This window comes from Fulvivirga sp. AWR4_260 (assembly GCF_056158185.1).
Map to the genome: position 1 here is coordinate 394,538 of NZ_JBSWSU010000001.1, position 26,523 is coordinate 421,060.

Annotated in this window: 25 protein-coding genes; 7 read left to right on the forward strand and 18 right to left on the reverse strand. The window is 36.3% G+C overall.

Going from position 1 to position 26,523, the window contains the following annotated elements:
- Positions 1–20 precede the first annotated feature (20 nt).
- From rodA to ACXACQ_RS01915, 9 genes are all read right to left on the reverse strand, one after another.
- Positions 21–1,292 (reverse strand): rod shape-determining protein RodA, encoded by a 1,272-nt coding sequence (rodA, locus tag ACXACQ_RS01875; protein ID WP_474974220.1) that lies wholly within the window; start codon positions 1,290–1,292, stop codon positions 21–23.
- Complete coding sequence (gene mrdA, locus ACXACQ_RS01880; RefSeq protein WP_474974221.1) at positions 1,289–3,103, reverse strand: penicillin-binding protein 2; 1,815 nt, start codon at positions 3,101–3,103, stop codon at positions 1,289–1,291. Before mrdA ends, rodA begins: the two co-directional genes overlap by 4 nt.
- Positions 3,100–3,621: a Rod shape-determining protein MreD gene (locus ACXACQ_RS01885; RefSeq protein ID WP_474974222.1), complete on the reverse strand. Its 522-nt coding sequence runs from the start codon at positions 3,619–3,621 to the stop codon at positions 3,100–3,102. Before ACXACQ_RS01885 ends, mrdA begins: the two co-directional genes overlap by 4 nt.
- Before the next feature lie 2 nt (positions 3,622–3,623).
- A complete protein-coding gene (gene mreC, locus ACXACQ_RS01890; protein ID WP_474974223.1) occupies positions 3,624–4,400 on the reverse strand; it encodes a rod shape-determining protein MreC in 777 nt (258 codons plus the stop codon).
- 117 nt (positions 4,401–4,517) lie between these two features.
- A complete protein-coding gene (locus ACXACQ_RS01895) occupies positions 4,518–5,543 on the reverse strand; it encodes a rod shape-determining protein (protein WP_474974224.1) in 1,026 nt (341 codons plus the stop codon).
- 84 nt (positions 5,544–5,627) lie between these two features.
- Positions 5,628–7,151, reverse strand: coding sequence for a bifunctional phosphoribosylaminoimidazolecarboxamide formyltransferase/IMP cyclohydrolase (gene purH, locus ACXACQ_RS01900; protein WP_474974225.1), 1,524 nt, complete (start codon positions 7,149–7,151; stop codon positions 5,628–5,630).
- Positions 7,152–7,181: 30 nt separating this feature from the next.
- Positions 7,182–7,763 carry a phosphoribosylglycinamide formyltransferase gene (gene purN / locus ACXACQ_RS01905; RefSeq protein WP_474974226.1) on the reverse strand — a complete coding sequence of 194 codons (582 nt, stop codon included), beginning with the start codon at positions 7,761–7,763 and terminating at the stop codon, positions 7,182–7,184.
- A 5-nt stretch (positions 7,764–7,768) separates the two neighbouring features.
- On the reverse strand, positions 7,769–8,647 hold the full coding sequence (locus tag ACXACQ_RS01910) for a geranylgeranylglycerol-phosphate geranylgeranyltransferase (RefSeq protein ID WP_474974227.1): 879 nt from the start codon (positions 8,645–8,647) through the stop codon (positions 7,769–7,771).
- A gap of 79 nt (positions 8,648–8,726) precedes the next feature.
- Positions 8,727–11,189: a TonB-dependent receptor gene (locus ACXACQ_RS01915; protein WP_474974228.1), complete on the reverse strand. Its 2,463-nt coding sequence runs from the start codon at positions 11,187–11,189 to the stop codon at positions 8,727–8,729.
- Between the two features lie 326 nt (positions 11,190–11,515).
- Here ACXACQ_RS01915 and ACXACQ_RS01920 point away from each other — a divergent pair, with 326 nt between their 5' ends.
- The 3 genes from ACXACQ_RS01920 (at position 11,516) to frr (ending at position 13,382) form a co-directional block, all read left to right on the forward strand.
- On the forward strand, positions 11,516–12,010 hold the full coding sequence (locus ACXACQ_RS01920) for an acyl-CoA carboxylase biotin carboxyl carrier protein subunit (protein ID WP_474974229.1): 495 nt from the start codon (positions 11,516–11,518) through the stop codon (positions 12,008–12,010).
- Positions 12,011–12,085: 75 nt separating this feature from the next.
- Positions 12,086–12,790: a UMP kinase gene (pyrH, locus tag ACXACQ_RS01925; RefSeq protein WP_474974230.1), complete on the forward strand. Its 705-nt coding sequence runs from the start codon at positions 12,086–12,088 to the stop codon at positions 12,788–12,790.
- 31 nt (positions 12,791–12,821) lie between these two features.
- On the forward strand, positions 12,822–13,382 hold the full coding sequence (gene frr, locus ACXACQ_RS01930) for a ribosome recycling factor (protein WP_474974231.1): 561 nt from the start codon (positions 12,822–12,824) through the stop codon (positions 13,380–13,382).
- Positions 13,383–13,431: 49 nt separating this feature from the next.
- On the opposite strand, the gene nadD is transcribed toward frr, so the two are convergent.
- The 4 genes from nadD to ACXACQ_RS01950 are packed head-to-tail and all read right to left on the reverse strand — an operon-like array spanning position 13,432 to position 15,474.
- Positions 13,432–14,004 (reverse strand): nicotinate (nicotinamide) nucleotide adenylyltransferase, encoded by a 573-nt coding sequence (gene nadD / locus ACXACQ_RS01935; RefSeq protein ID WP_474974232.1) that lies wholly within the window; start codon positions 14,002–14,004, stop codon positions 13,432–13,434.
- Between the two features lie 10 nt (positions 14,005–14,014).
- Complete coding sequence (gene gmk / locus ACXACQ_RS01940) at positions 14,015–14,587, reverse strand: guanylate kinase (RefSeq protein ID WP_474974233.1); 573 nt, start codon at positions 14,585–14,587, stop codon at positions 14,015–14,017.
- A 3-nt stretch (positions 14,588–14,590) separates the two neighbouring features.
- Positions 14,591–14,884, reverse strand: a complete 294-nt coding sequence (locus ACXACQ_RS01945) for an anti-sigma factor (protein ID WP_474974234.1) — start codon at positions 14,882–14,884, stop codon at positions 14,591–14,593.
- Positions 14,885–14,892: 8 nt separating this feature from the next.
- The gene (locus ACXACQ_RS01950) at positions 14,893–15,474 is read right to left on the reverse strand and encodes a sigma-70 family RNA polymerase sigma factor (protein ID WP_474974235.1); all 582 of its coding nucleotides are present in this window, start codon (positions 15,472–15,474) and stop codon (positions 14,893–14,895) included.
- Positions 15,475–15,728: 254 nt separating this feature from the next.
- Here ACXACQ_RS01950 and ACXACQ_RS01955 point away from each other — a divergent pair, with 254 nt between their 5' ends.
- Positions 15,729–16,442, forward strand: coding sequence for a lipopolysaccharide core heptose(II) kinase RfaY (locus tag ACXACQ_RS01955; protein ID WP_474974236.1), 714 nt, complete (start codon positions 15,729–15,731; stop codon positions 16,440–16,442).
- Here ACXACQ_RS01955 and ACXACQ_RS01960 read toward each other — a convergent pair.
- Positions 16,434–17,939: an ArnT family glycosyltransferase gene (locus ACXACQ_RS01960; RefSeq protein WP_474974237.1), complete on the reverse strand. Its 1,506-nt coding sequence runs from the start codon at positions 17,937–17,939 to the stop codon at positions 16,434–16,436. The genes ACXACQ_RS01955 and ACXACQ_RS01960 overlap by 9 nt on opposite strands.
- 49 nt (positions 17,940–17,988) lie before the next feature.
- Positions 17,989–19,860, reverse strand: a complete 1,872-nt coding sequence (locus ACXACQ_RS01965; protein ID WP_474974238.1) for a YfbK domain-containing protein — start codon at positions 19,858–19,860, stop codon at positions 17,989–17,991.
- Between the two features lie 103 nt (positions 19,861–19,963).
- Between ACXACQ_RS01965 and ACXACQ_RS01970 the strand changes: the two genes are divergently transcribed.
- Positions 19,964–20,533 (forward strand): RNA polymerase sigma factor, encoded by a 570-nt coding sequence (locus tag ACXACQ_RS01970; RefSeq protein ID WP_474974239.1) that lies wholly within the window; start codon positions 19,964–19,966, stop codon positions 20,531–20,533.
- Positions 20,530–21,888 carry a carboxypeptidase-like regulatory domain-containing protein gene (locus ACXACQ_RS01975; RefSeq protein ID WP_474974240.1) on the forward strand — a complete coding sequence of 453 codons (1,359 nt, stop codon included), beginning with the start codon at positions 20,530–20,532 and terminating at the stop codon, positions 21,886–21,888. Before ACXACQ_RS01970 ends, ACXACQ_RS01975 begins: the two co-directional genes overlap by 4 nt.
- A 63-nt stretch (positions 21,889–21,951) precedes the next feature.
- Here the strand turns inward: ACXACQ_RS01975 and ACXACQ_RS01980 are convergent, their stop codons facing one another.
- Positions 21,952–23,655, reverse strand: coding sequence for an alanine/glycine:cation symporter family protein (locus tag ACXACQ_RS01980; protein WP_474974241.1), 1,704 nt, complete (start codon positions 23,653–23,655; stop codon positions 21,952–21,954).
- A 197-nt stretch (positions 23,656–23,852) separates the two neighbouring features.
- Between ACXACQ_RS01980 and ACXACQ_RS01985 the strand changes: the two genes are divergently transcribed.
- Positions 23,853–24,395, forward strand: coding sequence for a hypothetical protein (locus tag ACXACQ_RS01985; RefSeq protein ID WP_474974242.1), 543 nt, complete (start codon positions 23,853–23,855; stop codon positions 24,393–24,395).
- On the opposite strand, the gene ACXACQ_RS01990 is transcribed toward ACXACQ_RS01985, so the two are convergent.
- On the reverse strand, positions 24,396–25,145 hold the full coding sequence (locus tag ACXACQ_RS01990; protein WP_474974243.1) for a LytR/AlgR family response regulator transcription factor: 750 nt from the start codon (positions 25,143–25,145) through the stop codon (positions 24,396–24,398).
- Between the two features lie 32 nt (positions 25,146–25,177).
- Positions 25,178–26,296 (reverse strand): sensor histidine kinase, encoded by a 1,119-nt coding sequence (locus ACXACQ_RS01995; protein ID WP_474974244.1) that lies wholly within the window; start codon positions 26,294–26,296, stop codon positions 25,178–25,180.
- Between the last annotated feature and the right edge of the window lie 227 nt (positions 26,297–26,523).

The window sequence follows — 26,523 nt, forward strand, 5'->3', positions numbered from 1 at the left end:
CTTGTTAAGCGCCTTTTCTTTTAATGTACTAGTACTTGACCACGATGTGCATCAAGCTTCAATAATATAAATATTAGAATAGTAAAACCTATCAAAGACGAACCTCCGTAACTGAACATAGGCAATGGAATACCTATTACAGGGAATAGTCCTATTGTCATACCAATATTGACTGCAAAGTGAAAAAATATTATACACGCAACCGAATACCCGTATACACGAGCAAATCGCCATTTCTGTCGTTCTGCTATAAATATAATACGGAAAAGTAGAGTTATAAATAATCCTATAACCGTAAAGCTACCTAACCAGCCATGCTCTTCAGCAATAGTACAAAATATAAAGTCAGTACTTTGTTCTGGCACGAAATCGAACTTCGTTTGAGTTCCTTTTAAAAACCCCTTCCCAAAAGCGCCCCCACTACCAATTGCAATTTTAGATTGAGTAACATTCCACCCAAAACCTAAAGGGTCAGCATCAGGGTTAATAAGGGCTTTAATTCTGTTTTGTTGGTGAGGTTTTAAAACATCAGAAACGAAGTAGTCCACACTTTTAATTACTCCTATAATTATACAAGCACCCCCTAGCACTAACAAAATCCTTTTCTTTGTTCGCTTTCCAAAAAGTATAGTAACACCAGCGATTACTGCTATTCCTAGGTATAAATACAAGTGATTCGGAACCAAAAGTGTTAAAATAAATATAGTAGCAGCAGCAGTTCCTAATATTAACAATATAGGCGACATACCTTCTCTAAAGAATACAAATAGGAATATGGAATAAACTAAGGCCGTTCCGGTATCTCCTTGCAATATGATAAGAACAGCAGGAGTGCCGATAAATGCGAATAAAATCAGCTGATCTCTTATTCTATCCATCCTAAAACCTGAAGTACCGATGTACTTTGCCACACCCAACGCAGTGGCAAATTTGGCAAACTCTGAGGGCTGCAATCGAAAAGCCCCTATTTCAAACCAAGATTTTGAACCAGCCACTTCTCGACCAAACACCAGCACAAAGACCAGCATAAACACGACTCCTCCATAAAATATGTAAGCGAAGGTATCATAAAACTTAAAGTCCATTACTAAAATGGCTATAATCAACACCACAGAAGCTCCAATGAAAATAAGCTGTCGTCCGCTATTTAAAGAAGTACTAAATATATTCTGGGCTGCAGATTCATCATATACCGCAGCATAAATATTTAACCATCCTAATGTAACTATTGTAAAGAACAGTAAAACTGTAAGCCAATCTAATTTACTACTTATACTATCTGCCCGTCTCAATATATAAATTCTCCTTTCCTAACGTATTCTTCTATACTAGGTCGCTCAGTGGCTCCTAATAAGTATTTCTCTATCATTAAACTTGCGATTGAGGCTGCAGCTCTAGCTCCCTGCCCTGCATTTTCAACATACACAGAAACCGCAATTTTTGGATTGTCTTTTGGTGCAAAAGCGATAAATACAGAGTGATCCGGTCGTGAACCATTCTGTACAGTACCAGTCTTTCCACACACATCAATATCTTTCAGTTTGGCTCTATACTGACCAGTTCCCGCTTTTATTACATTCTCCATAGCCTCAACCGCCACGTCAAAATATTTTCCATCAACAGCAGTAGTATGTTTCTCGGTAAACTGGGGTAAAGGATCTCCACTATCGCCTATTGATTTCACCAAGTGAGGAGTGTAATAATAACCTCTGTTAGCAACAATGGACGCAAAATTGGCCATTTGTAAGGGCACTACTAAATTTTCTCCCTCACCTATAGATATAGAATATATATTAGAGTATTTCCATGGCCTATTATTATATGCTCTATCATAATAAGCAACACTAGGCACCATTCCACTTTTTTCGTTAGGTAAATCAATGCCCAGCGGTGAGCCCAAGCCAAATGTCTCCACATATTCATGCCATTTTTTCAACCCTATTCGTGTATCTTCAAAGGGATCAGAGGAATTTCCTTGGTTCACTACCCTTTTCATTACATTGTAAAAATAAGGGTTACATGAATGCGTAATGGCTCCAACTAAAGTTTCGCCAGGCCCATGATAGTGACACTTCATTGGGTACATCACACATGGTATATAAGTGTTTTTTGTAATTACACCTTCTTCAAGCCCCACCATTGCCTGAATAATTTTAAATATAGACCCTGGCCTATACTGTGCCATAAGTGGTCTGTTAAACAATGGCTTTAAGCTATCAGAACTTATTTTATAATAGTTCTTACTATATTCTTTTCCCGTTAGCAGCGCTGGATCATAGGTAGGCCCTGAAACAATAGAAAGGATCTCTCCCGATGAAGGTTCAATGGCCACTATACTTCCTGTCTTACCTTCCATTAAATATTCACCATATTTCTGTAGGTCAATATCTACCGTAGTGGTCAGGTTTTTCCCTGGTATAGCCAAGGTATCATACTTACCATCCTCAAAATCTCCCTTTTCAATACCTCTTACATTTCTGATTTTATACCTGACACCCCGCTTACCTCTCAGTTCTTCTTCATAATATGCCTCTATACCACTCTGACCAATATAGTCACCCTGATGGTAATAACTTGACGTGTCTCTATCCAACTGACGCCTGTTAATTTCACTAACATAGCCAAGGGCATTCGCCATAATTGGATTTGTATACGCTCTGGTAGTCCTTGCCTGAATATCAAACCCAGGAAAATCCACCAAGTAATCTTGAATTCTAGCTAGATCTTGCTCTGAGAGTTGCTTTATAAATGCATTTGGCTTTACATAAGAAAAGCCTCTACTATGTGAAGCATCGTAATATTTCTTCTTTAGCTCTTCCTTTGTTAAATGAAAAAGTTCACAAAACTTAGCTGTATCCAGCTGTTTTACTTCTTTAGGAGTAACTGTAAGATCAAATTGAGGTGTATTATAAACTAGAAGTTTACCGTTCCGGTCTTTAATGACTCCACGGTAAGGATACTCTATAACTTTATGAATGATATTACTAGTAGCTGCCTCTGCGTACTTATCATCTAATACCTGAATAAAAAATAACTTGGTCAAAAAAACTAACGCAACCAGTACTATAACTAGTTGGATAATATTCTTGCGTGATTGGTTCATAGTGTCCTTTTAGTATTATAAAAAAGATACTGGGTTACTAATACCACCACTAAGGTAAACCATGTACTAAAAAAGGCTTTGGACAATGTAAATCCAAAAAAGCTAAAGCCCCAAGATTCTAAAAAGAGCAATGCACAATGGTGTAGAAAAATCAATGGTAATGCATAAGAAACAAACCATTGTAAACCATTTACCTTCACTGAAGGTACGGTGCCCGAATCATACCCGCCTTGTGGTGTTAATAGGTTGAGCCAGTAACTCCTGACAAACATTATAAACACACATGCAGCCGCATGAATTCCCATACTGTCATAAAAAATATCAATAATAAAACCTGTAGTAAAACCAACGAACATCAGTGGTAATACTTTCATTTCTACAGGTAGTAATAACAGAAACCCGATGTATAGAAAGCAAAATGCCTTATCAAAAAGCACCACGTTTTTTAATACCAAAACTTGTATTAAAATATAGGCAACAAAAGAAATGACTTGTAAAATGGTTCTTTTATTGAGCATGATTAAAATTTTTCGGCCTCAGATTGAATAGAATCTTGCTCCACCTTTAAATTGTTTTTTATAAGATAGACAAATGCCACCTCATTAATATCGCTTGCCAGCGTAATCTTTATGCTATAGAAGAGTGCATCATTGCTAATGTCCACCTCATCTATTACACCAATAGGCACCCCTTCGGGAAATACCGCATTAAACCCTGAAGTAACAATACTGTCTCCATGATTAACTTTTACATGCCTAGGCACAAAAAGCAATTCTGCTTTATATGGATCTTTCCCGGGCCATTTAACGGTACAAAGGTCTCCTGTATTAGCTATTTTTGCAGACACTTGCACATCGCTATGCAATATGGAAGAAATCACTGCAAAGTGTTTAGATACCGTTTTCACCTTTCCTACCACGCCATCATTTCCTACCACTCCCATGTCTGGCTCCACGCCATCCTGAGACCCTTTATTGATAGTAATGTAATTATTGAAGTTATGCACTGAGTTGTTAATCACTTTGGCACTGAAGTAATTGTACTTATTGGCAAGCACAGTGTCTTCTAAAGCTTTTTTGTCTAAGTGATTTATAGTTTCCGTAAGCTGAGAGAGTTCCTCTTTTAGTGAAGCATTTTCAGCTGCAAGCTGATCGTTCACTTCCTTTAAGCCAAAATAATCGGAAACATTATCAGATGACTGCAGCATACCTGCAGCCATACTGTTAGATGAGTTAAAGAACTGGGTTCCTTGATATGAGTTGTTTTGGACTATTAACCAAACGCAAAATAATTCCAACAATAGGAAGGTTAAAAACGCTCTATATTGATATAGAAACAGAAATAATCTCTGCATTTATTTATTCCGAATTGATCAAAAGTCCAAAAATATAATTTACTAACCCTTAGCCGTTGCTTAGGTCATTAATACAGCTTTGAAAGAATTTAAGTTCTTTAAAGACTGTCCTGTTCCTCTTACTACAGCTCTTAACGGATCTTCAGCCACGTGTATAGGAAGCTTAGTTTTTAAAGCTAAACGCTTGTCCAAACCTCTTAATAAAGCTCCTCCACCTGTTAGGTGAATACCATTGTCGTAAATATCAGCAGAAAGTTCTGGCGGTGAAATCTCCAATGCCTTTAATACTGCTTCTTCTATTTTAGATACAGATTTGTCGAGCGCAAAAGCTATCTCAGAATAAGAGATCTTGATTACTTTCGGAATACCGGTCATCAAATCTCTACCTCTAATTTCATAATCTTCAGGTCCATCATCCAATTCGGTTAATGCTGAACCTACTTCTATTTTTACTTTTTCAGCAGATCTTTCACCTATTAATAGGTTATGCTGCCTTCTCATATAATCAAGTATATCTCTATTGAAGGTATCTCCTGCCACACGGATAGACTGGTCACAAACAATACCAGAAAGAGCGATTACGGCAATTTCAGTAGTACCACCCCCAATATCCACAATCATAGACCCAACCGGTTGTTCGATATCAATACCAATACCTATGGCCGCAGCGATAGGCTCGTGTATCATGTAAACCTCCTTAGCACCAGCATGCTCGGCAGAGTCACGTACCGCCCTTTTCTCTACTTCGGTAATTCCTGATGGAATACATATTACCATACGATGCGAAGAAGGGAAAATTTTCTTCCCGCTATCGATCATCTTAATCATTCCCCTGATCATGTGCTCTGCTGCGTGGAAATCAGCAATTACACCATCTTTCAAAGGACGAATAGTTTTTATATTTTCGTGGGTTTTTTCATGCATCTGCATTGCCTCACGGCCAATGGCCAACACCTTATTGGTGTTTTTATCTATAGCAATGATAGACGGCTCATCCACAACTATCTTATCCTTATGAATGATAAGGGTATTAGCTGTACCAAGGTCAATGGCTATATCGCTGGAAAAAAAATCAAACAATCCCATGTTGTATCTTCAATAGGTTAGGCTTAACAATAAGCGCGAAATTTACAAATTTGTTTCTTTTTAACTTTATAATTAAAGTTTTTTTTAATGTTTGAAGTGTCTAACGCCTGTAAACACCATTGACATCTTGTTATTATCACAAAAATCAATAGATTCCTGATCTTTTATAGACCCACCAGGTTGTATCACAGCAGTAATTCCTTCTCCTTTAGCTATCTCCACACAATCAGGGAAAGGGAAGAATGCATCTGATGCCATCACAGCACCTTCTAATTTGAAGTTAAATGCCTTCGCCTTTTCTATGGCTTGCTTCAATGCATCAACTCGGGATGTCTGCCCTACTCCACTAGATAACAACTGACCATCTCTAGCTAAAATAATAGTATTTGACTTGGTATGTTTACAAACCTTACTAGCAAATAACAATGCTTCAACTTCCTCTGAAGATGGAGCTATTTTCGTTACTGTTTTTAAGTCAGCCTCAACATCAGTTTTAAGGTCTCTATCTTGCTCAATTACTCCATTAAGCAATGTTTTAAACTGCTTTTTAGTAGCTAATTGTTCCTTTTGTTTTAATAAAATTCTATTTTTTTTCTGAGTTAATAACTCAAGGGCTTCTTCTGTAAAGTCAGGAGCTATTAAAACCTCAAAAAACAATGAATGCATTTCATTAGCAGCGTCTATATCAACTGCTTTGTTGGTCACTAAAACTCCTCCAAATGCAGAGATAGTATCCGCTTCAAATGCCTTTTTATATGCGTCTTTAACGGTAGGAGCTAAACCAACTCCACAAGCATTGGTATGTTTAAGAATAGCAAATGCTGTTTCGTCAAACTCCTCAATAAGAGAAACCGCTGCATCAACATCTACTAAGTTATTATAAGATAACTCTTTACCGTTTAATTGCTCAAGCATATCAGAAAGGTTGCCATAAAAAGCTCCTTCTTGATGTGGGTTCTCTCCGTATCTCAATACTTTTTTAGAACGGATACTTTGCTTAAATGCAGGCTCTTCATCATCGCTATTGAAATAATTAAAAATGGCACTATCATAATGCGAGCTAATATCAAATGCCTTAGCGGCAAATTTCTTCCTATCTTTAATATCAGTAGCACAACCTTTCTCTGCTAGTATTCCTTCTACTTCAGTGTATTGCTCACGAGAAGATACAATAAGCACATCATTAAAATTCTTAGCTGCGGCTCTTATTAATGAGATTCCTCCAATATCAATTTTCTCGATGATGTCACTCTCTGCTGCTCCAGATGCCACGGTCTCTTCAAAAGGATATAAATCTACAATTACTAAATCTATAGAAGGTATTTCAAACTCTTCTGCTTGAGCTACATCCTGATCAAGGTTTCTTCTATGCAAAATTCCTCCGAAAACTTTCGGGTGAAGTGTCTTTACTCGCCCTCCAAATATTGATGGGTAACTAGTAAGGTCTTCTACCGGAGTTACGCTCACCCCCTGATCTTCTATAAATTTTTGAGTTCCACCGGTTGAGAATATCTCTACACCGTTCTCAGCCAATAATTTTACGATTGGCTCTAAATTGTCTTTGTAATAAACTGAAATTAAGGCAGATTTAATCTTCTTAAGAGACATGCTTGTGCTTTTAAAAATTAAGGTGCAAAACTATAAATTTTTAATTGAATTATTTATTACCTTCTCTATTACCTGCGGATAATACTGATATTCTAACTGATGCACCTTCTGGGCTATGGTTTCTGGGCTATCTTCTGGTACTATTTCTGTTTTTGCCTGAAAAATAATCTCACCTTCATCATATTTATCATTCACAAAATGTATAGTGATACCAGTCTCCTTTTCCCCTGCCTCTTTCACCGCTTCATGAACTTTGGCTCCATACATACCTTTACCTCCATAGCTAGGCAGTAGAGCCGGATGTATGTTTACTATTTTATTAGGAAAAGCTTTTACCAAATAGGCAGGCACTAAAAGCAAAAAACCAGCTAGCACCACCCAGTCAATACCTTCTTCACTAAGCACTTTAAGCACTTGTTCTTCTGATGAAAACTCTTTTTTAGGTATCACCACGCTTTTGACTCCTAATTTCTTAGCCCTCTCTAAAACAAAAGCATCTGACTTATTAGAAGCAATCAACGCTACCTCTATTTCATCATTATCTTTAAAATATTCAGTTATTTTCTCGGCATTTGAGCCACTTCCTGAAGCAAATATCGCTATCCTAGTCATGTTAATTATTTAAAAAATATCATGCTCAATATACCTATGAGCATAATGTACTTACAGTAATCACTTAAATATGCATAGTCTTTTACCGTATCAGATATTGACAACCGGTAAACCAAAAAACTTAATGGCAGCACCAAACTCAGGCAAAAGAAAGTCATAGCCTTGCCTACAAACATATGCGCCAAAAATGACAAGGCAATGATGAATGCGACCGAGAGAATATAGATAATCCACTTAGTTTTTCGCACTCCATAAACTATCGGCAGCGTTTTGCAACCAAAAGAAGCATCGCCTTTCAAGTCTTCCATATCTTTAATTATTTCTCTAATCAGCGTAAAAGCAAAAGCGAATAATGTATATGCTACTACTAAAAGACTACCTGTATGGTATAACTCATCTACTATATAAATAGAAAGTGCTGTTAAAAAAGCAACACTGAGGTTACCGATAAATGGCATTCTTTTCAATTGATTGGAATACAACCATAGCAGCCCAGCTGAAGCAAAATTGATAACACCAATTTTTAAAGACAGTGTAAAACCAATAGCCACACCGGTTAAACTCAAAACCGTATGCGCTATCATGGCTATCCGTCTTTTCAGTACTTTTCCTACTACCACGCGCTCTGGCTTATTTATAAGATCTATTTTAACATCATAATAATCATTAATAATATAGCCTGCTGCCGCAATGAGCACAGAGGACAATGACAATAAAAGCAGTCGCTCTTGCTTGACCACAGAAAGGATGCTTTCGTGAGTGGAAATAAGAAAAAATGCAGCAAAATACTGAGCCAATACAATAATCAGCAAATTCCAAAGCCTCGTGAGCTGAATAAACCCTTTTATAGAGAAGTTAAGAGGCTTTTGTGTATGTGATGTCATCAGGTCAGTTCTTTACAATGCAAAGGTAAAACCTGATGACATTCAAAACAATGTGGTATATGTTAAATAATAAACTTCTTTATAATTTAATACTTAATGAGAGCATATAATTGCGAGTAGCTTGTGGGTAGTAATAGTTTTCTCTTACTACATAAGCGCCTCCTTGATAACCAAAGGTGTACCCATTAGAGGAGTACTTCTCATTAAATAAGTTATTAGCTTGAAAAGTGAAATTCAATTCTTTTACAAACCCTGGTTTCCATGAAAAATTTACTCTAGCATCATTAACAAAGTAACTATCAATAGACCTGCTATCATTTTCTGTATTATCTAAATACTGTTTACCAACATATTTTGAAAGTATGGTAAAGGTAATACCTTTGGTAAAAGCGTCACTTTGCACAAACGGCAAAAAGGTTAATTGAGAGCCTGCAATTACATTAGGAGAAAAAGCAATATCAGTATCTTGATATTCATTTTCCACAACATTATACTCATCAAAATCGGCACCATAATCATAAATTACCTCTTCAAAATCTTTTATCTTGTTTTGACTAAAAGTGGCATTCAATTTCCAATCTACATAATCAGAAAGTTTCACTCCTCCTACTAATTCAATACCTAACCTATAACTATCTTTCACATTAGTTCTAAGACTACTACCCACATCATTTACTGCACCTGTTAACACCAACTGATTTTTATAATCCATAAAATAACCATTTGCAGAAAATGCATATTTATTATTCTGAACCCGATAACCCGCTTCCAAATCGTGTAAAGTCTCATGCTTAGGCACTACTGGTGAATCTACAAAATCGGTCCTAACTGGCTCGCGATTAGCCACGCTATAACTCGCATAAACACTACTATTATTATCTAACTGATAAACTCCTCCTGCTTTCGGATTTAAAAATGTGTAGTCCTTACTAATGTTCAAATCTCTTAAATCACTATCTACACCGTTAATATCGTAGTTTACTAATCTCATCTGAACATCGCCATAAACACTTAGCTTCCTATTAACCTGATAAGTTATTTTTAGATATTCATTCCAATCGAGTTTTTCGCCATCATTATCATAATAGCGATCATTAATAAAACTATTGCTAGCGTATTTAGCCCAAATAATCTCTCCATAATGTCCTCCATCGTAATTATTAACAGCTCCACCATGCACTAAACTCAATGGACCTTCACTATACTCGAAGGAATAGGTTATACCGTAGAAATCATTATCTAACCATCTTCTGCGTATCAAATCAGTAGAAGTGATAGTATCATTTCCTACTATTACATTATCCAAGTTATAATCTTCAAAGTCATCATCTCTTTGGTATTGCTCATAATAACCTTTACCCTTCGTATAATGAAGTGATGCATTAGCTACCAATTGATTTCCTAACTTCTGTGAAATATGCAATTGATAATGATCTTGCTTGTAATCATCTACCTGATTATCATATGTATACCAGTTAAAAGTACGGCCACTGTTCTTCATATTAACAGCCTGCAAAGAATCTAGCCCATTATTTGCAATAACCTCTTCAATACCTTCCTGATCATTATTCAATACAGCCTCTGGTGTTCCATACCACGACTGGTAAGTCACTTCTTTACCACCAAAAACTATAGCTTTTACTATCGTTTTGTCAGAATAGTAGCCACCTGATAAATAGTAGGATGACAGGTCAGAGGATGCCCTATCAATATATCCATCGGATGAAATTTTTGAAAATCGACCATCTACAGACCAATGTTTATTAAAACGGCCTGTTCCAAACCCCACGGTATGGCGCCATGTATTATAAGAGCCATAGGAATTAACAACATCGGCATAGGGTTGTGCTGCCAATGTGTTGGTTTGTAAATTAATTGATCCTCCGAAAGCACCTGCTCCATTAGTTGAAGTACCTACACCGCGCTGTATCTGAATATTCTGAGTTGAAGAAGCTATATCAGGAATATCTACCCAAAATACGTTCTGCGATTCACTATCATTTAATGGTACTCCATTTATGGTAACATTAATTCTGGTAGCATCAGAACCACGTATTCTTAAACCTGTATACCCCACACCGGCACCGGCATCTGAGGTAGTAACTAGTGATGGGGTCCAGTTAAGTAAATAAGGCAAGTCTTGACCTAAATTATTAGACTGAATCTCTTCCTTATCTACAGTAGTATAGGTGGTTGGAGTTTTTTCATCAGCACGAGTAGCTGATACTATCACCTCATCAGTAAATCTTGTTTCTGGCTTTAGAAGTACTATTTCTTTAACATCTCCAGATACATCAATGCTCTTCTGAAAATCATAATAACCTATGTAGGTCACCTTCAACAAATACTTCCCCTCAGGCACATTGTTCAATTGAAAACTACCATCTGCTGCAGTAGCCACACCTTTGCCATTTAGCATCACACTGGCCGATGTCAAAGGCTCATTATTGGAAATATCCATCACTTTACCACTCACTACATGTTGTGCATAAGACACTACGTAGCCCGACAGTACAAGTACTGCCATTAACAAAAATCTCATATTTAGCTTATAATTTGTTAAACACTACCGGGAACAGGGGATTTTTCCCGTATCATATTTTAACATACCTCCCTACGCCAGCATTACCTGGATCAGGTACCGACTCTTCAACTTAAAGAGTCATGGGTATAATCTCAGCCCGTTATATTAGGGCACCCCTTATAGTTACAAAGCTAATCAAAACATAATTGAATTAACAAATAACCTAAGATAATGAACTAGTTAGCCTTTAGCTGGTTAAATGAATAGGCTGTGAAATAGTTAAGGAAGCCAAAAGTTTTAATTATAACCTTTTATATTTGATATATAAACTTATCAAAAGGAAGATGTACAAAGCAGAAGTAAATAATAACATTCACGAGGTTGATGTAAAAAAAGAAAATACTTTTCTTGATGGAAATATTTTCAATTGGGATGTGCAAAAAATCAGTGATTACTCTTATCACATCATAAAAGACAATAAATCATACCGAGCGGAAATTATTAACGTTGACTATAGCAGCAAAACTGTATCCATGTCTATTAATGGAAACAGGTACGAAGTATCCCTAAAAGATAAGTTTGATCTATTATTGGAAAAACTCGGCATGGACATGATAGATGCCACTGCCTTAAATGACATAAAAGCTCCGATGCCGGGATTAATATTAGAAATTAGTGTAGCAGAAGGCAGTGAAGTAAAAAAAGGAGACCCAATATTAATTCTGGAAGCCATGAAAATGGAAAACGTTATTAAAGCACCAGGCGATGGCGTGGTTACTTCAATAAAAGTAAAGCAAGGAGAAAGTGTAGAAAAAAATCAGGTCTTGGTTCAATTTTAACCCTCACGCCTTAAATATTCACTTATCCCTGTTATATTTGCACCAATTTAAACTCAAATAATCTTCCTTTTTTAAATGAAATACAAACGTATATTACTCAAGCTAAGCGGAGAATCTCTCATGGGATCTGGCCAATATGGAATAGACCCTAAGCGATTAGAGCAATATGGCAACGAAATCAAAGCCATAAAAGAATTAGGAGTAGAAATTGCCATTGTAATAGGTGGTGGAAATATATTCAGAGGGGTACAGGCTGAAGCGTCTGGCATAGAAAGAGTGCAGGGAGATTATATGGGTATGTTGGCTACAGTAATAAACGGTATGGCTGTGCAAAGTGCATTAGAAAGTGCAGGGCTGTACACTCGCTTGATGTCTGGAATAAAAATGGAGCAAGTTTGCGAGCCTTTTATTCGTAGAAGAGCCATTCGCCACTTAGAAAAAGGGCGTATAGTAATCTTTGGTGCAGGTATAGGTAACCCTTACTTCACTACTGACTCCACTGCGAGCTTAAGAGCCATTGAAATACAAGCCGATGTAGTTTTAAAAGGAACAAGAGTTGATGGTGTTTACACTGCTGACCCTGAAAAAGACCCTACAGCAACCCGCTACGATGAGCTTTCTTTCCAAGAGGCTTATGAAAGAAACCTGAACATTATGGATATGACAGCATTCACTTTATGTCAGGAAAACAACCTTCCCATAATAGTATTTGACATGAATAAACCGGGTAATCTTCTGAAAATAGTGAAGGGAGAAAATGCCGGAACTTTGATAAATTAATTCTTAATTTAGATTACAACTAATAATAGTAATGGAAGAAATAAATATGTATCTGGATGAGGCCAAAGACTTAATGAACAAGTCTATACAGCACCTCAGCAATGAATTAGTTAAAATTCGTGCAGGAAAAGCTTCTCCTAACATGCTTGACGGATTAATGGTTCAGTATTACGGAAGCCCTACTCCTATCAGCCAGGTAGCTGCTATAACCACTCCCGATGCAAGAACTATAATGATTAAGCCATGGGAAAAAAACACTATCCCTGAAATAGAGAAGGCAATCATCAATAGTGATTTAGGTCTTAACCCACAAAATGATGGCGAACAAGTGATCATTAGTGTACCTATGCTTACAGAAGAAAGAAGGATAAACTTGGTAAAACAAGCCAAAAGTGAAGGGGAACAAGGAAAAATTAGCATAAGAAACATTAGAAAAGAAACTAATGACAGCCTTAAAAAACTTCAGAAAGATGGAGCTGCTGAAGATGACATCAAGCGCGCTGAAGACAATGTACAAGGCTTAACAGATACTTACACTAAAAAAGTAGACGAGTTACTTGAAAAGAAAGAAAAAGAAATAATGACTGTATAACTCATATAGCTAATAAAGTAAAAAAGGACTGTATAACTACAGTCCTTTTTTATATATAATACTTTCTGCTCTCGATCAAACTTTCCACCTCCTGATGAACCAAATACCTTATAGACCTATTATTCTTCACGCATTTTCTGATAAACGTTGCTGAAATGTCTACTGTAGGCGCATCTATAATTTGAACATTAGGGTGATCCTTAAGGTCAGAAGGTTTAGCATGAGGTCTTGGATACACATATAAGCCATATTCCTCAAGAATAATATCTGCATTTTTCCATTTAGGAAAACTATTTAAATTATCCTCTCCTATTATCAGCTTAAAATTGTATTCAGGATGTTTTTCTTTTAAGTACACCAACGTATCAATAGTATAACTCGGCTTAGGCATACTAAACTCAACATCCGTAGCCCTCAAGTTTACATTGTCAGTAATTGCAGCACGCACCATATCCATCCTATCAAACTCGTGCAGCAAGCTTTTCCTACTCTTAAAAGGATTATGCGGAGATACCACAAACCACACCTGCGAAATATCAGTAGCCTCAGCCATAACATTCGCTATGATCATATGACCGATATGAATAGGGTTAAAAGACCCGAAAAATAAACCTATGGTCATGTAAAAGAAATTATGAAGCTAAGAAATCGTCAACCAGCTTAGTGGCTTTCTCTAATGACTCATCTAAGTTCTCGTTAAGTAAAGTAACATCAAACTTATTTTCGAAGGTCATTTCAAATTTAGCTTTAAATACACGCTGAGAAAGACTGTGTTCAGATTCTGTTTGTCTATCATTTAAGCGTTCTCTCAAAGTCTCAAGAGAAGGCACTTTAACAAACACTGCAAGGGCTTTATCTCCAAAATACTCTTTCAAATGTAAACCACCTTTAACGTCTACATCAAAAATAACATGGCGTCCTTCTGCCCATATTCTGTTTACTTCAGCTTTTAGTGTCCCGTAAAAATTACCTGCATACACTTCTTCCCACTCGATAAACTCGTCATTATCGATGCTCTTTTTAAATTCTTCGGGAGTAAGAAAATAATAGTCCTTGCCATGCTCTTCTTTACGACCACGCTTGTCACGTGTACACGCAGAAATAGAGAAGCCAAGCTTCTTATTAGTTTCCAATAAATGTTTTACGATAGTGGTTTTTCCTGAACCGGATGGAGCGGAGAAAATAAACGCTTTTCCTTTGTGCATTCCTTAGTCTACTTGTTGATATATTTTTGCTTTTATTGCATCCACAAGATCGGTTGGGGTCTCTTGCTTACTGCATCTTGTTTTTAACAAGTCTTTAATAGCTTTATCAACATTGTAGATTTCGAAGTAAGGCATACAATTTTCTATATGCTCCTTAAAATACTCCTGTTCATCATGGCTAGCTTCCTGATCTAATACCAGATTTAGAATTTGCATACACTCGTTGTGATCAGGCTTAGTGTTTTCCGCCTTTTCTGACGGTGATTTCTCAAATGAATTTGTAGAAGATAAAGACATATAATGTACTAATTTTTGTAACCCATTTTTTTTGCATATTCCTGTAGCCTTTCTTTCAAAAGGTTTCTAGCCCTGTGCAACCGAGACCTAACTGTACCGATAGGAATGTCCAAAATTTTGGCCATTTCATCGTACTTAAATCCCTCAAGGTCGCAAAGAATTATTACTGTACGAAAGTCCACATCCAAAGAATTTAACGCATTAGATATTTCATCACCAATCATGTCCTGCACGGTTTCCATGCGCAAATCTGTGGTTATAGACTCATCAACATCTTCAGAGTTATAAAAAGTTTCAACTTCCTGATAATCTATTTTAGCAGGCTGCTTACTTTTCTTTCTAAAGTCGTTAATAAAGCTATTTTTCAGTATCCGAAACAACCATGCTTTTGCATTAGTTCCTTTTTCAAAAGACTCTATAAACCTGTAAGATTTCAAGTAAGTATCCTGAACAAGATCCTTAGCATCATCTTCATCAAAGGTCAATCGATAGGCAAAGTTATACATCGAGTCTATATGAGGAAGAAATTCCTCTTCAAAGGTCTTTTCTTTCTCTTTTTGCGAATAACTCTGTCTTTTAGATTCGGACATTGGCTCAAAAATAATAATTATATAACTTATTTTATAGTTTAATCGAAGGATTACTCTCTATCAGTATACGAAAACTACCATATTAGGGTAATCTTTATATTAAACTTTTATACGTTTTGCTATGATTAATAGCCTCTTTAAGGATTAAACAACGTAATCTCCTTTTAGTTAATTTAACATTTTTTTTAATCCCTTTTTGCGCTTCTCTCCAATTAATTAATGGGAACTTCTAATTTTGCACCATGCCCAATGCTATGAAAATTCATCAGTCTAACGGTTGGAACATTTTAAGCCAACAAGAAAACATTCCGCTTTTTGACAAAGTACAAAATAAAGAGTACGTCCATCTTAAGTCTTTAAAAAAGCACCATCGCAGCTTGGTAGATGTTATCGAAATTGATGGGAAGAGATTCGTTTTAAAAATTCCTTTAGAAAAAAATAAAAGAAAATGGATAAGGTTTACCACACTATTTAGAAGTGGTGAAGCTTTTAAAAATATCAAGGGTATGCTTACCTACGAAAAGCATCATATTCCCACTACAACTCCGGTGTTGGCCGCTGAAAAAAGAGTTAATGGCATGGTGGTAGATTCTTGGTTGATTTACGAATATCTCGATGCACAGCCATGCCTCGACCACCCTGAGCTATACCCTGCAGTAATAGAAACATTAAAGAAAATACACCAAGAAGGTCTTCTTCACGGTGACAGTCAAATAAGAAATTTCCTTTTTCATGCACAAGAAAAGAAAATATACGTCATTGACAGTAACCCCAAATCCTGCGGCATATTTGGCTTTGACAAAGCCTATGAATTTGCGTATTTACGCAAAAGTGCGCCCGGTATAGAAGATTATTTCGGCTCCATTAATGATTGGTTACTATATAAGTTTGCCTTCCACTATGACATATATGAAAGAAAGTTTGTCAGAGGCAGAAGGAAACTTAAAAAATTCATTGGGTTATCTTGATTCCCTAATACTGGTTAAAATAACGAACTGATCATCTTTATACATTTCGTGGTAAAATGAATTGGGCTTAATATCCCAACCGTTAAACCAAGGGAAACTTTTGTCAGTTTTTCTCTTACGATCTATTATAATGTACTGGATTTTATATTCTTCTGAAGCCAACCTGAACACATCCATTTGAGATAATTTTATATTTTTTTGGTCTTCTATGTATTCGTAGGTTTTGAATGAGTGTAACTGGTAATCGTCTATATTGTTATATATAAACTCCCATGGAGCCAATACATTACTTCCCTTCGGAATTTTACTTAAATATTGAGCGTGTACTGCCACATGCGAATAATTCTTCTTGAGAATATCAGCATAAGCTGTACCACAAAAATACAACTGAGCCAAAAACACCAACAGAAACAAAGTTTTAGCCCACGCTAAAGAACCAGGCGCTTTTAAAAAGCTAAAGATGGTCAGCGTGATTACAATGGTCATGAAAGGCATGATATAAACTAAATACCTTGAAGAATGCCCACTACTTAGCAGCGACAAAAAGAACATTAACAACAATGTATACTGCATAAAATGGCGATACTCTCTCCACAGGTGCTTAAACTTTAGCAGGAGGGAAAGAATAAATAAAGCACTAATACCCCAAACATCCTGATCCCAAAAGTATCTTTTATGCTCATTAAGTATTCTTAAAAGATAGTTCCATACTAGCCCTAAAAAGCTACCATTCACTTTATCTCCAAAAGCCTTTTGATGAGTAGGCCAATGCTTCATTTCATACAAAAACTGATCTATCACTTCGGCATCCCACATTCCTAGCGAATAAAAAGCACATACGCTTCCTCCTACCAAAGTAAAAATCACTAAGCCTTTCCACCTCTTATTGATAAGCAAGAAAAAAAAGCCTGTCACAGGAAAAATCACAGCATTTAAATGCATTAAAAAGGCTAGTCCTGATAAAATACCTGCTAAATAAGTGTTTTCAACACCATCAACAATATGTTTATATAAACAATAAAATGAGAGAAAACCCAGCATCATAATAGGTACCTCCGGACGAAACATAAAACCTCGATGCACCAATTCGGGAGTTATTATAAATAGTAATACACCTAACACTCCAATGGCAGATTCTTTTTTTAACGCTTTCCCTAAATACCTCCACAAAAAATAAGCGCTGGTAATATAAGTTATGAGGATAAACAACTTAAAGGCTGTTAGGTGCCAACCGCACAACCATATTAAGCCTGCCCCAATCCAGACAAACAGTTTATGAAAAACGACCATGTTGTTAGTCCAGTCAAAAACACCTGGCATACTTTTCAATTTCACTTGCCCGTCATTCAATAGCCAATAAGCTTGCTCGCCAAACCAAGGTTCATCTTGCTGAATGTATCTATGAAATAAGCTTAAAACAAAACATAAAACGGCTAATAGCAAAAGCACCTTAGTTACTTTCGAGGAAAAAACTGAACTAAAAACAATATGGATCATAATGCAAAGTAAAAAAAGATTACAAACAAATCTTATTATTATTTACATTTTAGTCACTCTTCAATGCATTGAAAGCACTCATCAAATTAAGAAACTCCGTCCTGTATCCTTCTGCATCTTTTCCCCTACTACGTTCCGCTAACTGCTGCATTTCTGCAAAACTGTAATTACCTAAAAACTTAGACTGCCTCAAATGCATACCAAAAGCAGCAACAGATGCAGACCACCGGTAATTATTACTGGTTTTATCAATATCTACTACCTTATTCATTATAGTCGTTGAAATTAATCTACTCTCATTCTCATCAGGCCTTTTGTACCTCAACTTCACCGTTAGCATTTCACTCTTATCACTCGTTACTTTATTAACTTTATTTTGATATTTCAATTCATCAACAGGCACAAAATCGCTTTTAACCCCCACGGGTATAATTTCATAAAGAGCCGTTACAGAATGTCCGGCACCTAACTCACCGGCATCCTTTTTATCATCATTAAAATCTTCATTGTTTAAATGCCTATTTTCATAACCAATTAATCGGTAAGCCTGAACCACGGCAGGGTTAAACTCCACCTGAATTTTAACATCTTTCGCTATGGTAAATAATGTACCTCCAAACTCATTGATGAAGACTTTTTTCGCTTCTAATATATTATCGATGTAAGCATAATTACCATTTCCTTTATCTGCCAATACTTCCATTTTAGAATCCTTATAATTACCCATCCCAAAGCCTAAAACTGTCAAATAAATACCGTCATCTCTTTTTGACTCAATAAGCCTTTGCATTTCCGCATTGCTCGATGAGCCTACATTAAAATCACCATCTGTGGCTATAATCACTCTATTGTTGCCTTTTTTAACAAATTGTTCTTTTGCAATTTTATAGGCCAACTCAATACCCTGACCCCCTGCTGTAGAGCCACCTGCCTGCAACTTATCCAGAGCTTCTATAATTTTTTGTTTTTCATTACCATCTGTAGCTGGCAATACTACGCCTGCAGCACCTGCATACACTACTATTGAAACCTTGTCTTCCGGTCTTAACTTAGAGACCAACATTTTAAACGCAGACTTTAAAAGAGGCAACTTGTTAGGAGCACTCATCGACCCTGATACATCAATCAAAAACACCAAATTAGACGCTGGTAAATCATCTGTAGGTATATTTTTCCCTTGCAGGCCAATATGAACCAAATAATGATCCTTTTGCCATGGTGCAGTACTCACTTCAGAATTTATACTAAAAGGGTCTTTACTTTTAGGTTCGTCATAATCATAATTGAAGTAATTTATTAACTCTTCGACCCTCACAGCATCTTTTGGTGGCTGCTGCCCCATATTGATAAATCTCCTAACATTACTATAAGAAGCGGCATCTACATCTATACTAAAAGTAGAGAGAGGGCTATGTTGCACTCCTTTGAATATATTTTCATTAATGGCATCATATTCTTCGGTATTATAATCTTGAACTGGCACCGAGGCAGGATAAAAAGATGAAGGGCTAGCCATCCTTTTATGAGATGTAGAACTCATACCTCTTATCATAATTGATTTTGCAAGGGCTTCAGCCTCCTCTATTACGACCTCTGACAATTCATCAGCTTCTGGCGATTCAAGAACAGCACTATTTAATGCGACATTAATAATGACCTGATTTTTCACATTCACCACTTCAGTTACATATCCGCTTAAGGAAAAAACCAGCACCTCCCCTTTTGCAGCATATATACTATAACCTCCTAAAGAGTCTGATTTAACATTTACATTCTGCCCTTTCACCTGAACCAACACGTTTGATAATGCGTCTCCTGTTAGCGCATCTATAACTTTACCTGTTATCTGCTTTTGCTGTGCACTTACCTGAGCTAAGCTGATCGTTAAAAAGGCAAATGCCAGTAGTATAATATTTTTCATAACCATCTTAATTTTTATTAATCATAAGTAGGATGCTAAGAGTCAGATTATTCCATAAATTAAATTTTATTTTTTTTAGATTAGCGTGATTAAAAGGTAATCAATGCCAGAAAAAACACCCGACCTACATGAGGATTTAGAGCTAATCTCCCTTTTCCAGAAAAGTGGAGATCTTCATTATTTGGGTGTATTGTACAAAAAGTATATGCATTTGGTATATGGTGTTTGCCTTAAATATTACAAAGACCGAGAGCTGAGTCAGGATGCTGTAATGCAAATTTTTGAACAGCTTGTAGTAAAACTTGCTGATCAACATGTAGAGAACTTTAAGAGCTGGCTTTATGTACTCTCAAAAAACCACTGCTTAATGCACCTTAGATCATCGAGGTACAAAATGGAGCAACAAGCTAAAAATATTGATGATGTCCCTGTGGAATCAGAGCTACTACTGCATCATAGTAATGAAGAGATACTCGAAGAAAATCTACAGTCACTAGAGCATTGTATAGAACAGCTACAGAATGAGCAAAAACAATGCATAGAGCTGTTTTATATTCAAAACAAATCTTACAAGGAGATAGAAAACATTACCAAACACGAAAGCAAAAAAGTTAAAAGCTACATCCAAAACGGAAAGCGAAATTTAAAAATATGCATGGAAAACAATAAGTGAAGAGAGACAAGCACGATATTGACAAAACACTTAGCCCAGAGGTTATTGAAAAGTATTTGAGCGGATCACTTTCTCATGAAGAGATGAATAAAGTGGAAAAACTGATGCTCAACAGCGACTTTGACAGTGAGGCTATGGAAGGTTTTGAAGCCCACAGTGGATTCATCAGAAATGATATGAACGTGCTTCAAAACAAAATTGACCAACGTACTACTAAGAAAAAGAAAGCATTACCTTGGCTAAAAATTGCAGCATCTTTAGGCTTACTCATCATTACTTCCATAGCTATACTGAAAATAAACTGGAGTGATAACGAGCAAATTTCTCTCAACCAAGATAAAACTACGGATGATAATATAGAACAACCTATAATAAATAACACTCCTGCCGGTGACCAGACGATAGAGGAAGCAAACACCGAAACTAAAAGTGAAGAACCGGAGCAAAGCATCACCAAAGCCACTAAACCTAAAATTTACGCAAGGAAAATGCCTGTAGAGACAGCGCCAACTCCTAAATTTTCAAAAACAGAAGAAGAAACAGCTGTTGCCCAAAAGACACCTGCAACTAATAGATTCTCTAACGAAATTGCTATGACAGATGAATTGGCAATGGAAGACATGGCTGAACCAGAAGCAGACATTAAAGCACTTGAAATAGAAGCTGAAGTAGCTCAACCCACCGCAAAAGAACATAACGCGACATCTCGCAAGAAGCTTACAATAAGGGGAAGCAGCTCTATAAGGCCGAGTGTTGATCCTCAAATAGCGAAGAAAATCAGTGGAAAGATCAGTAATACAATTGACGAACCTATTATCAACGCTTTAGTAATTATAATGAACACAACGTACGGACAGGTTAGTAATATAGATGGAGAATTTACTGTAGTATACCCCGACACCCTTAGTGATGTTCAATTGCAAATTTTCAGCATTGGCTATAAAACTCAAACTATTCCATTAAACCCATCAGATTCTACTCTGAGCATTACAATGGAAGAAGATTTGATAGCTTTAAGTGAAGTAGTGATTACAAGCTATGGAACCGAGAGAGACAATGACTCACAGGATGAAATTTACACCCCTGCAAAACCTGCTATTAACCAAAAAGCTTACAAAAATTACTTAAAAGAGAATATTCGTTATCCTAATGACAGTAAACAAGAAGGTAAAATAACTGTAAGCTTCGTAGTAAATACTGATGGTTCTCTCTCTGATTTTAAAATAAAAAAAGGAATCAACGAGGCTTATAATAAAGAGGCTATTAGGTTAATTAAAGAAGGTCCTGCTTGGCTTCCTGCTCAGAAAGGGAACAACAATACGAGTTCAAAAGTAAAGGTGAAGGTAAAGTTCTAATTTCACAAACAATAAAAAAGGGATCAAACTAAGCTTGACCCCTTTTCTTTATATTTTCATATTTTATTCTGGTGTTTTCTCTCCTGGCCAACTCTGCTTGAAGTCCTCCCAGTATTCTTTCACCGTTGTTTTCATTTCCTTATGTAAAAGCAATATACCTATAAGGTTAGGCAGAGTCATTAAGGCAATGGTAATTCCAGATAATGTCCAAATAATGGTAGTATCAGCGAATGATGCAAAGAAGAAACCTGCAATGTACAGTATGCGATAAACTATAATATACTTACTACCAAACAAGAATGTAGTTGCTCTATCACCATAATAAGACCATGAGATAGCCGTAGAAAAGGCGAACAGCAACAAACCAATAGTTACTATATATTCACCATACTTACCTAAGAAACTTCTTCTAAATGCCTCTGCTGTAAGTGGCGCACTATGCACTAGAGATTCTCCCTGAAAAATAATTTCCCTATCAGGGTCTACCACATCTCCATTTTTAACTTCAAGCACTCCTGTGTAAGGGCCATTTTCATTAAACACTTCTATATTGTCAGCAAATGAACGTGAATGAACTACCGTTACATCGCTAATTATTTTCCCATTTTCAATTTCTAGATCACCCGTATACTGTTTCATTTCCGTACCTTCTACCAAGTAATCTCTTAACCTTTCACGATCCTCCAATTTAGTTTCATCAAACTTAGAAGTAAGGATATCCAACTCAGTATACTCAAACTGATTTTGAACTTTATCTTTCCAAGCACCAGAAGAAAGCAACACCAATCCGGTGAGTGTACATATAATAATAGTATCAATAAAAGGCTCTAAAATAGCCACCATACCTTCAGAAACAGGTTCGTGGGCTTTAGCCGCTGCGTGAGCAATAGGCGCTGACCCCTGACCAGCCTCATTAGAGAACAGTCCTCTGTTTACACCTCTATTAAATGCAAATGCAAAGTTTGCCCCTAAGAAACCACCTGCAGCCGCAGTACCTGTAAATACATCTTGAAAGATGGAAATAAATGAAGGTAATATATTTTCGTAATTGGTAATAATTACAGCGAGAGCTCCTAAGAAGTAAAGTATAGCCATACCAGGAACCAGCTTCTCAGTTACCTGAACTATACGTTGAATTCCGCCTAAAATCACTAAAGCTAATATTACAGCTAATACAGCACCTGTTATCCATTGCTGCACGCCAAAAGAGGCAAATACAGAACTTGCTATTTGGTTAATTTGAGGCAAGTTACCCGTGCCAAACGAAGACAAAATAGTAGCAAAAGCAAATATGCCTCCAAGCCACGCCAAATTAAAAGAGCTATTACCAATTTTAAACTGAGCGTTTTTCATGTAATACATAGGCCCGCCAGCAATTTTACCGGTTTCGTCCTTTTCTCGGTATTTATGAGAAAGCGTTACCTCTACAAATTTGGTAGTCATACCAAGAAATGCAGTTACCAACATCCAAAATAATGCTGCAGGCCCTCCTAAGTGAATGGCAAGCGCCACACCACCGATATTACCCGTACCTACTGTCCCTGAAAGTGCCGTAGCCAAAGCTTGAAAGTGAGTCGCATCCCCCTGATCATCAGATTTATCGTATTTACCCCTTACTATTCGCAAGGCATGTTTGAAATACCTAACCTGAGGGAAACCTAAATAGATAGTAAAGAAAAGACCAGTCCCTAATAACGTGTAAGGAAACCAGCCTGCACTACCTATATAACTGTCAATAAGAACAAGAATATCGTTAAGTTTCTGCATGCTATTAGTTTAGATTTTTTCGGATCGTTGGCAAATCTAATAAATTAATCCACATCACAAAGTGTTTTTACATCGAAGGAAAAGGCATTACAACTAAAAAAAAGACAAAATCGTAGATATAAGAATGTTTTTTACTTTAAAATTGCAAACTTTTATTATGAGGCCTCGTTTACTAGCCTTATTTAACCCTTACAAGATTGAAACAACTTTTGTTGTGTAGTTGGTTGGCATTTTTGATCAGCGGCTACGTAGAGTGCCATGCTCAGAGTAGCAATTCTATTAAAGATATTAGAGAAGATCTTTTCTACTCAGACTTTAATATTGATAAATGTTGGGAGTTTAACAAATCGGTAAAATCCCTAAGTCCCGCAACGGCACTAACAAAAGCATATCTGGCAGTGTCCGAAGCCTTAATAGCGAAATACACATGGAATCCGGTAAGCAAGTATTCTTATATTAAACATAGTAAAGAATTACTAGAAGAAGCCGTAAAGGAAGATAAAGAAAATGTAGAAATCCGTTTTTTGCGTCTATATATAGAACGCAGCATTCCATCCTACATGGGCATGAGCCAAAACATTAAAACGGACAAGGCTGAAATTATGGAGAATCTTGACTCACTCAAAACAGCAGATTTGGGAGCCGATATCATTAAATATATTGCTAATTATATGGCTTCTCCTGAGGTAAGCACACCAGAAGAAGCCACATTAATAAAAAGCAAATTGGGAATTAACTAGTTATACTACTTTTTTCCTTATTTGCTTAGCATAAGTTCTACTTACAGGAAAACTCTTGCCGTTTTCCATCTTCACTATTAAACCACCATTGAAATGTTTTTCTATTTCTTTGAGGCAGTTTAAGTTAATTATAGTAGACCTGTGTATTCGTATAAACTTATTAGGATCTAGCTTTTCTTCTAACTTTCCTATACCTGACGAACTTAAATACTGATCAGACTTGGTCGTAAGGATTGTATAGTCCCCAGATGCTTCTAAATGCACTATATCCGACACATCAAGATTCAATAGCTTTTCAGACTTTTGCACAAAAAGGTGAGTAGAATACTTATCGTCCTCTTTGTTGCTTGACTTTATAGACATCAACAAATCTTCCACATTACTTTGCTCCGCATTGATCCTGTCAGTGGCTCTTTTTATAGCCAACTTAAACCTTTCTTCATCTAAAGGTTTCAATATATAATCCACAGCATTTTTATCAAAGGCTTGGATTGCATACTGATCATAAGCAGTAGTGAAAATAACATATGGCTTATGTTCTATGGCCTCCAATACATCGAAACCGTTCATGCCTGGCATTTGAACATCTAAAAATATAAGCTTAGGTTTATGCTTATTGATCTTTTCTACAGCATCTTGTCCTTTAGAACACTCACCTATTACCTCTATTTCCGGATAAGGTTCTAGAAACTCAAGCAAAAGATCTCGCGCCAACTTTTCATCATCTATTACAAGGCAATCTATTTTCATAATTCCATTCTTATTTTCTATTCACTACAGTTTTAATTATGGATAGCAGCATCCAATTCATTTTTTCTGGCCATCATTTCTTCTTCCAAAGGTAGCATGAAACTTACGGTATAGCCATCATCACGGGCATTTATACGCAAACCGGCAGATTTACCAAAGATGCTTTGTAGTCGTTTGTCAGAGTTTTTAAGTCCTACTCCTGTTGATTTACCATCTAGCACTTTTTTAGCATGTATACCTAGCCCATCATCTTTTATCTCAAAATATATTCCTTTTTCTGTTCTTTGCACTTTTAAAAGTATAGTCCCTCCATCTTCCTTAGGGCCAATACCATACTTCACTGAGTTTTCAACCAAGGGCTGCAGCACCATGGGTGGAATTTCAACACTTAGGCAAGTAGACTCCACATCTACCTCATATTTTAGTCGCTCACCAAACCTCACTTGTTGTATCCTCACATAGTTTTCTATAAAATCCAACTCATGTATTAATCTTACCTGCTGACCACTATGTGAATCAAGGGCATACCTAAAAACATCTGACAGCTGACTAATCACTTTCCTGGCCTTCTCCTTATTAGATCCAACAAGTGTACTTATTGAGTTTAATGTATTAAATAAAAAATGAGGATTAATCTGAGACTTTAACAATGAAAGTTGCATTTCTTTATTCTTCAAAGCAAGCTCACTTTTTTCCTGATCTTTCCTCTGTAAGCTTTCAAAGTATCTTATAATATAAAATACCGCTACAGTTATCAAGTATTGATCATAAAACCGCATCCCCTCATAGCTCAACAACTTCAGCATGTTTTCTTTCCAGTCATCAAAATAGACCATGCCATCCATATAATCCTCAAAATAGTAATTCAAATAACTAATACACATAAAATAGACTAAGAGTCCGGTTACATGTCCTATAACTTGAAATGTAAGATTATATCGAGACAACCAATTACTATAAATAAAAGTGGCCGCCACCAGTATGCACACCGCTTCTAACTGGTAAAAGCCATTCCACAGCGGGTCATAATTATAAGGACGGAAAAGCTGCCATTCAATAATAGAACTAATGGTATAGTTAAGAGCGTACCAAGCACAAATCAACAAATACGCAATTTTCCAAATCCGAGGTATTTTCTCAATAATATTCAATAGCTATACTTTTGAGTGTAAATAAAACTTGCCAAGGGCATTACTATTGTGTTCAAATATAAAATTTTAAAAGTCTTTTTATTTTACATACAGCCTGCATTTATAGATAAAAAGTTTCAATCTTCAAAATTAGCACTAATAGAGTTACAACAATTATTGACAAAGTGAGGTTTCCTTCACATATTTGGTATTTAATGGCTTTGATTGACTTAGTAAATTTTTCATTT

Coding starts and splice junctions, on each gene's coding strand:
- gmk (WP_474974233.1), bottom strand. CDS start 14,587: ATGCACAAAGGAAAAGCGTTTATTTTCTCCGCTCCATCCGGTTCAGGA.
- ACXACQ_RS01950 (WP_474974235.1), bottom strand. CDS start 15,474: ATGTCCGAATCTAAAAGACAGAGTTATTCGCAAAAAGAGAAAGAAAAG.
- ACXACQ_RS01970 (WP_474974239.1), top strand. CDS start 19,964: ATGCCAGAAAAAACACCCGACCTACATGAGGATTTAGAGCTAATCTCC.
- nadD (WP_474974232.1), bottom strand. CDS start 14,004: ATGACCATAGGTTTATTTTTCGGGTCTTTTAACCCTATTCATATCGGT.
- frr (WP_474974231.1), top strand. CDS start 12,822: ATGGAAGAAATAAATATGTATCTGGATGAGGCCAAAGACTTAATGAAC.
- mrdA (WP_474974221.1), bottom strand. CDS start 3,103: ATGAACCAATCACGCAAGAATATTATCCAACTAGTTATAGTACTGGTT.
- ACXACQ_RS01945 (WP_474974234.1), bottom strand. CDS start 14,884: ATGTCTTTATCTTCTACAAATTCATTTGAGAAATCACCGTCAGAAAAG.
- ACXACQ_RS01960 (WP_474974237.1), bottom strand. CDS start 17,939: ATGATCCATATTGTTTTTAGTTCAGTTTTTTCCTCGAAAGTAACTAAG.
- purN (WP_474974226.1), bottom strand. CDS start 7,763: ATGACTAGGATAGCGATATTTGCTTCAGGAAGTGGCTCAAATGCCGAG.
- ACXACQ_RS01990 (WP_474974243.1), bottom strand. CDS start 25,145: ATGAAAATAGATTGCCTTGTAATAGATGATGAAAAGTTGGCGCGAGAT.
- ACXACQ_RS01965 (WP_474974238.1), bottom strand. CDS start 19,860: ATGAAAAATATTATACTACTGGCATTTGCCTTTTTAACGATCAGCTTA.
- ACXACQ_RS01915 (WP_474974228.1), bottom strand. CDS start 11,189: ATGAGATTTTTGTTAATGGCAGTACTTGTACTGTCGGGCTACGTAGTG.
- pyrH (WP_474974230.1), top strand. CDS start 12,086: ATGAAATACAAACGTATATTACTCAAGCTAAGCGGAGAATCTCTCATG.
- ACXACQ_RS01920 (WP_474974229.1), top strand. CDS start 11,516: ATGTACAAAGCAGAAGTAAATAATAACATTCACGAGGTTGATGTAAAA.
- ACXACQ_RS01895 (WP_474974224.1), bottom strand. CDS start 5,543: ATGGGATTGTTTGATTTTTTTTCCAGCGATATAGCCATTGACCTTGGT.
- purH (WP_474974225.1), bottom strand. CDS start 7,151: ATGTCTCTTAAGAAGATTAAATCTGCCTTAATTTCAGTTTATTACAAA.
- ACXACQ_RS01980 (WP_474974241.1), bottom strand. CDS start 23,655: ATGCAGAAACTTAACGATATTCTTGTTCTTATTGACAGTTATATAGGT.
- ACXACQ_RS01955 (WP_474974236.1), top strand. CDS start 15,729: ATGAAAATTCATCAGTCTAACGGTTGGAACATTTTAAGCCAACAAGAA.
- ACXACQ_RS01885 (WP_474974222.1), bottom strand. CDS start 3,621: ATGCTCAATAAAAGAACCATTTTACAAGTCATTTCTTTTGTTGCCTAT.
- ACXACQ_RS01910 (WP_474974227.1), bottom strand. CDS start 8,647: ATGACATCACATACACAAAAGCCTCTTAACTTCTCTATAAAAGGGTTT.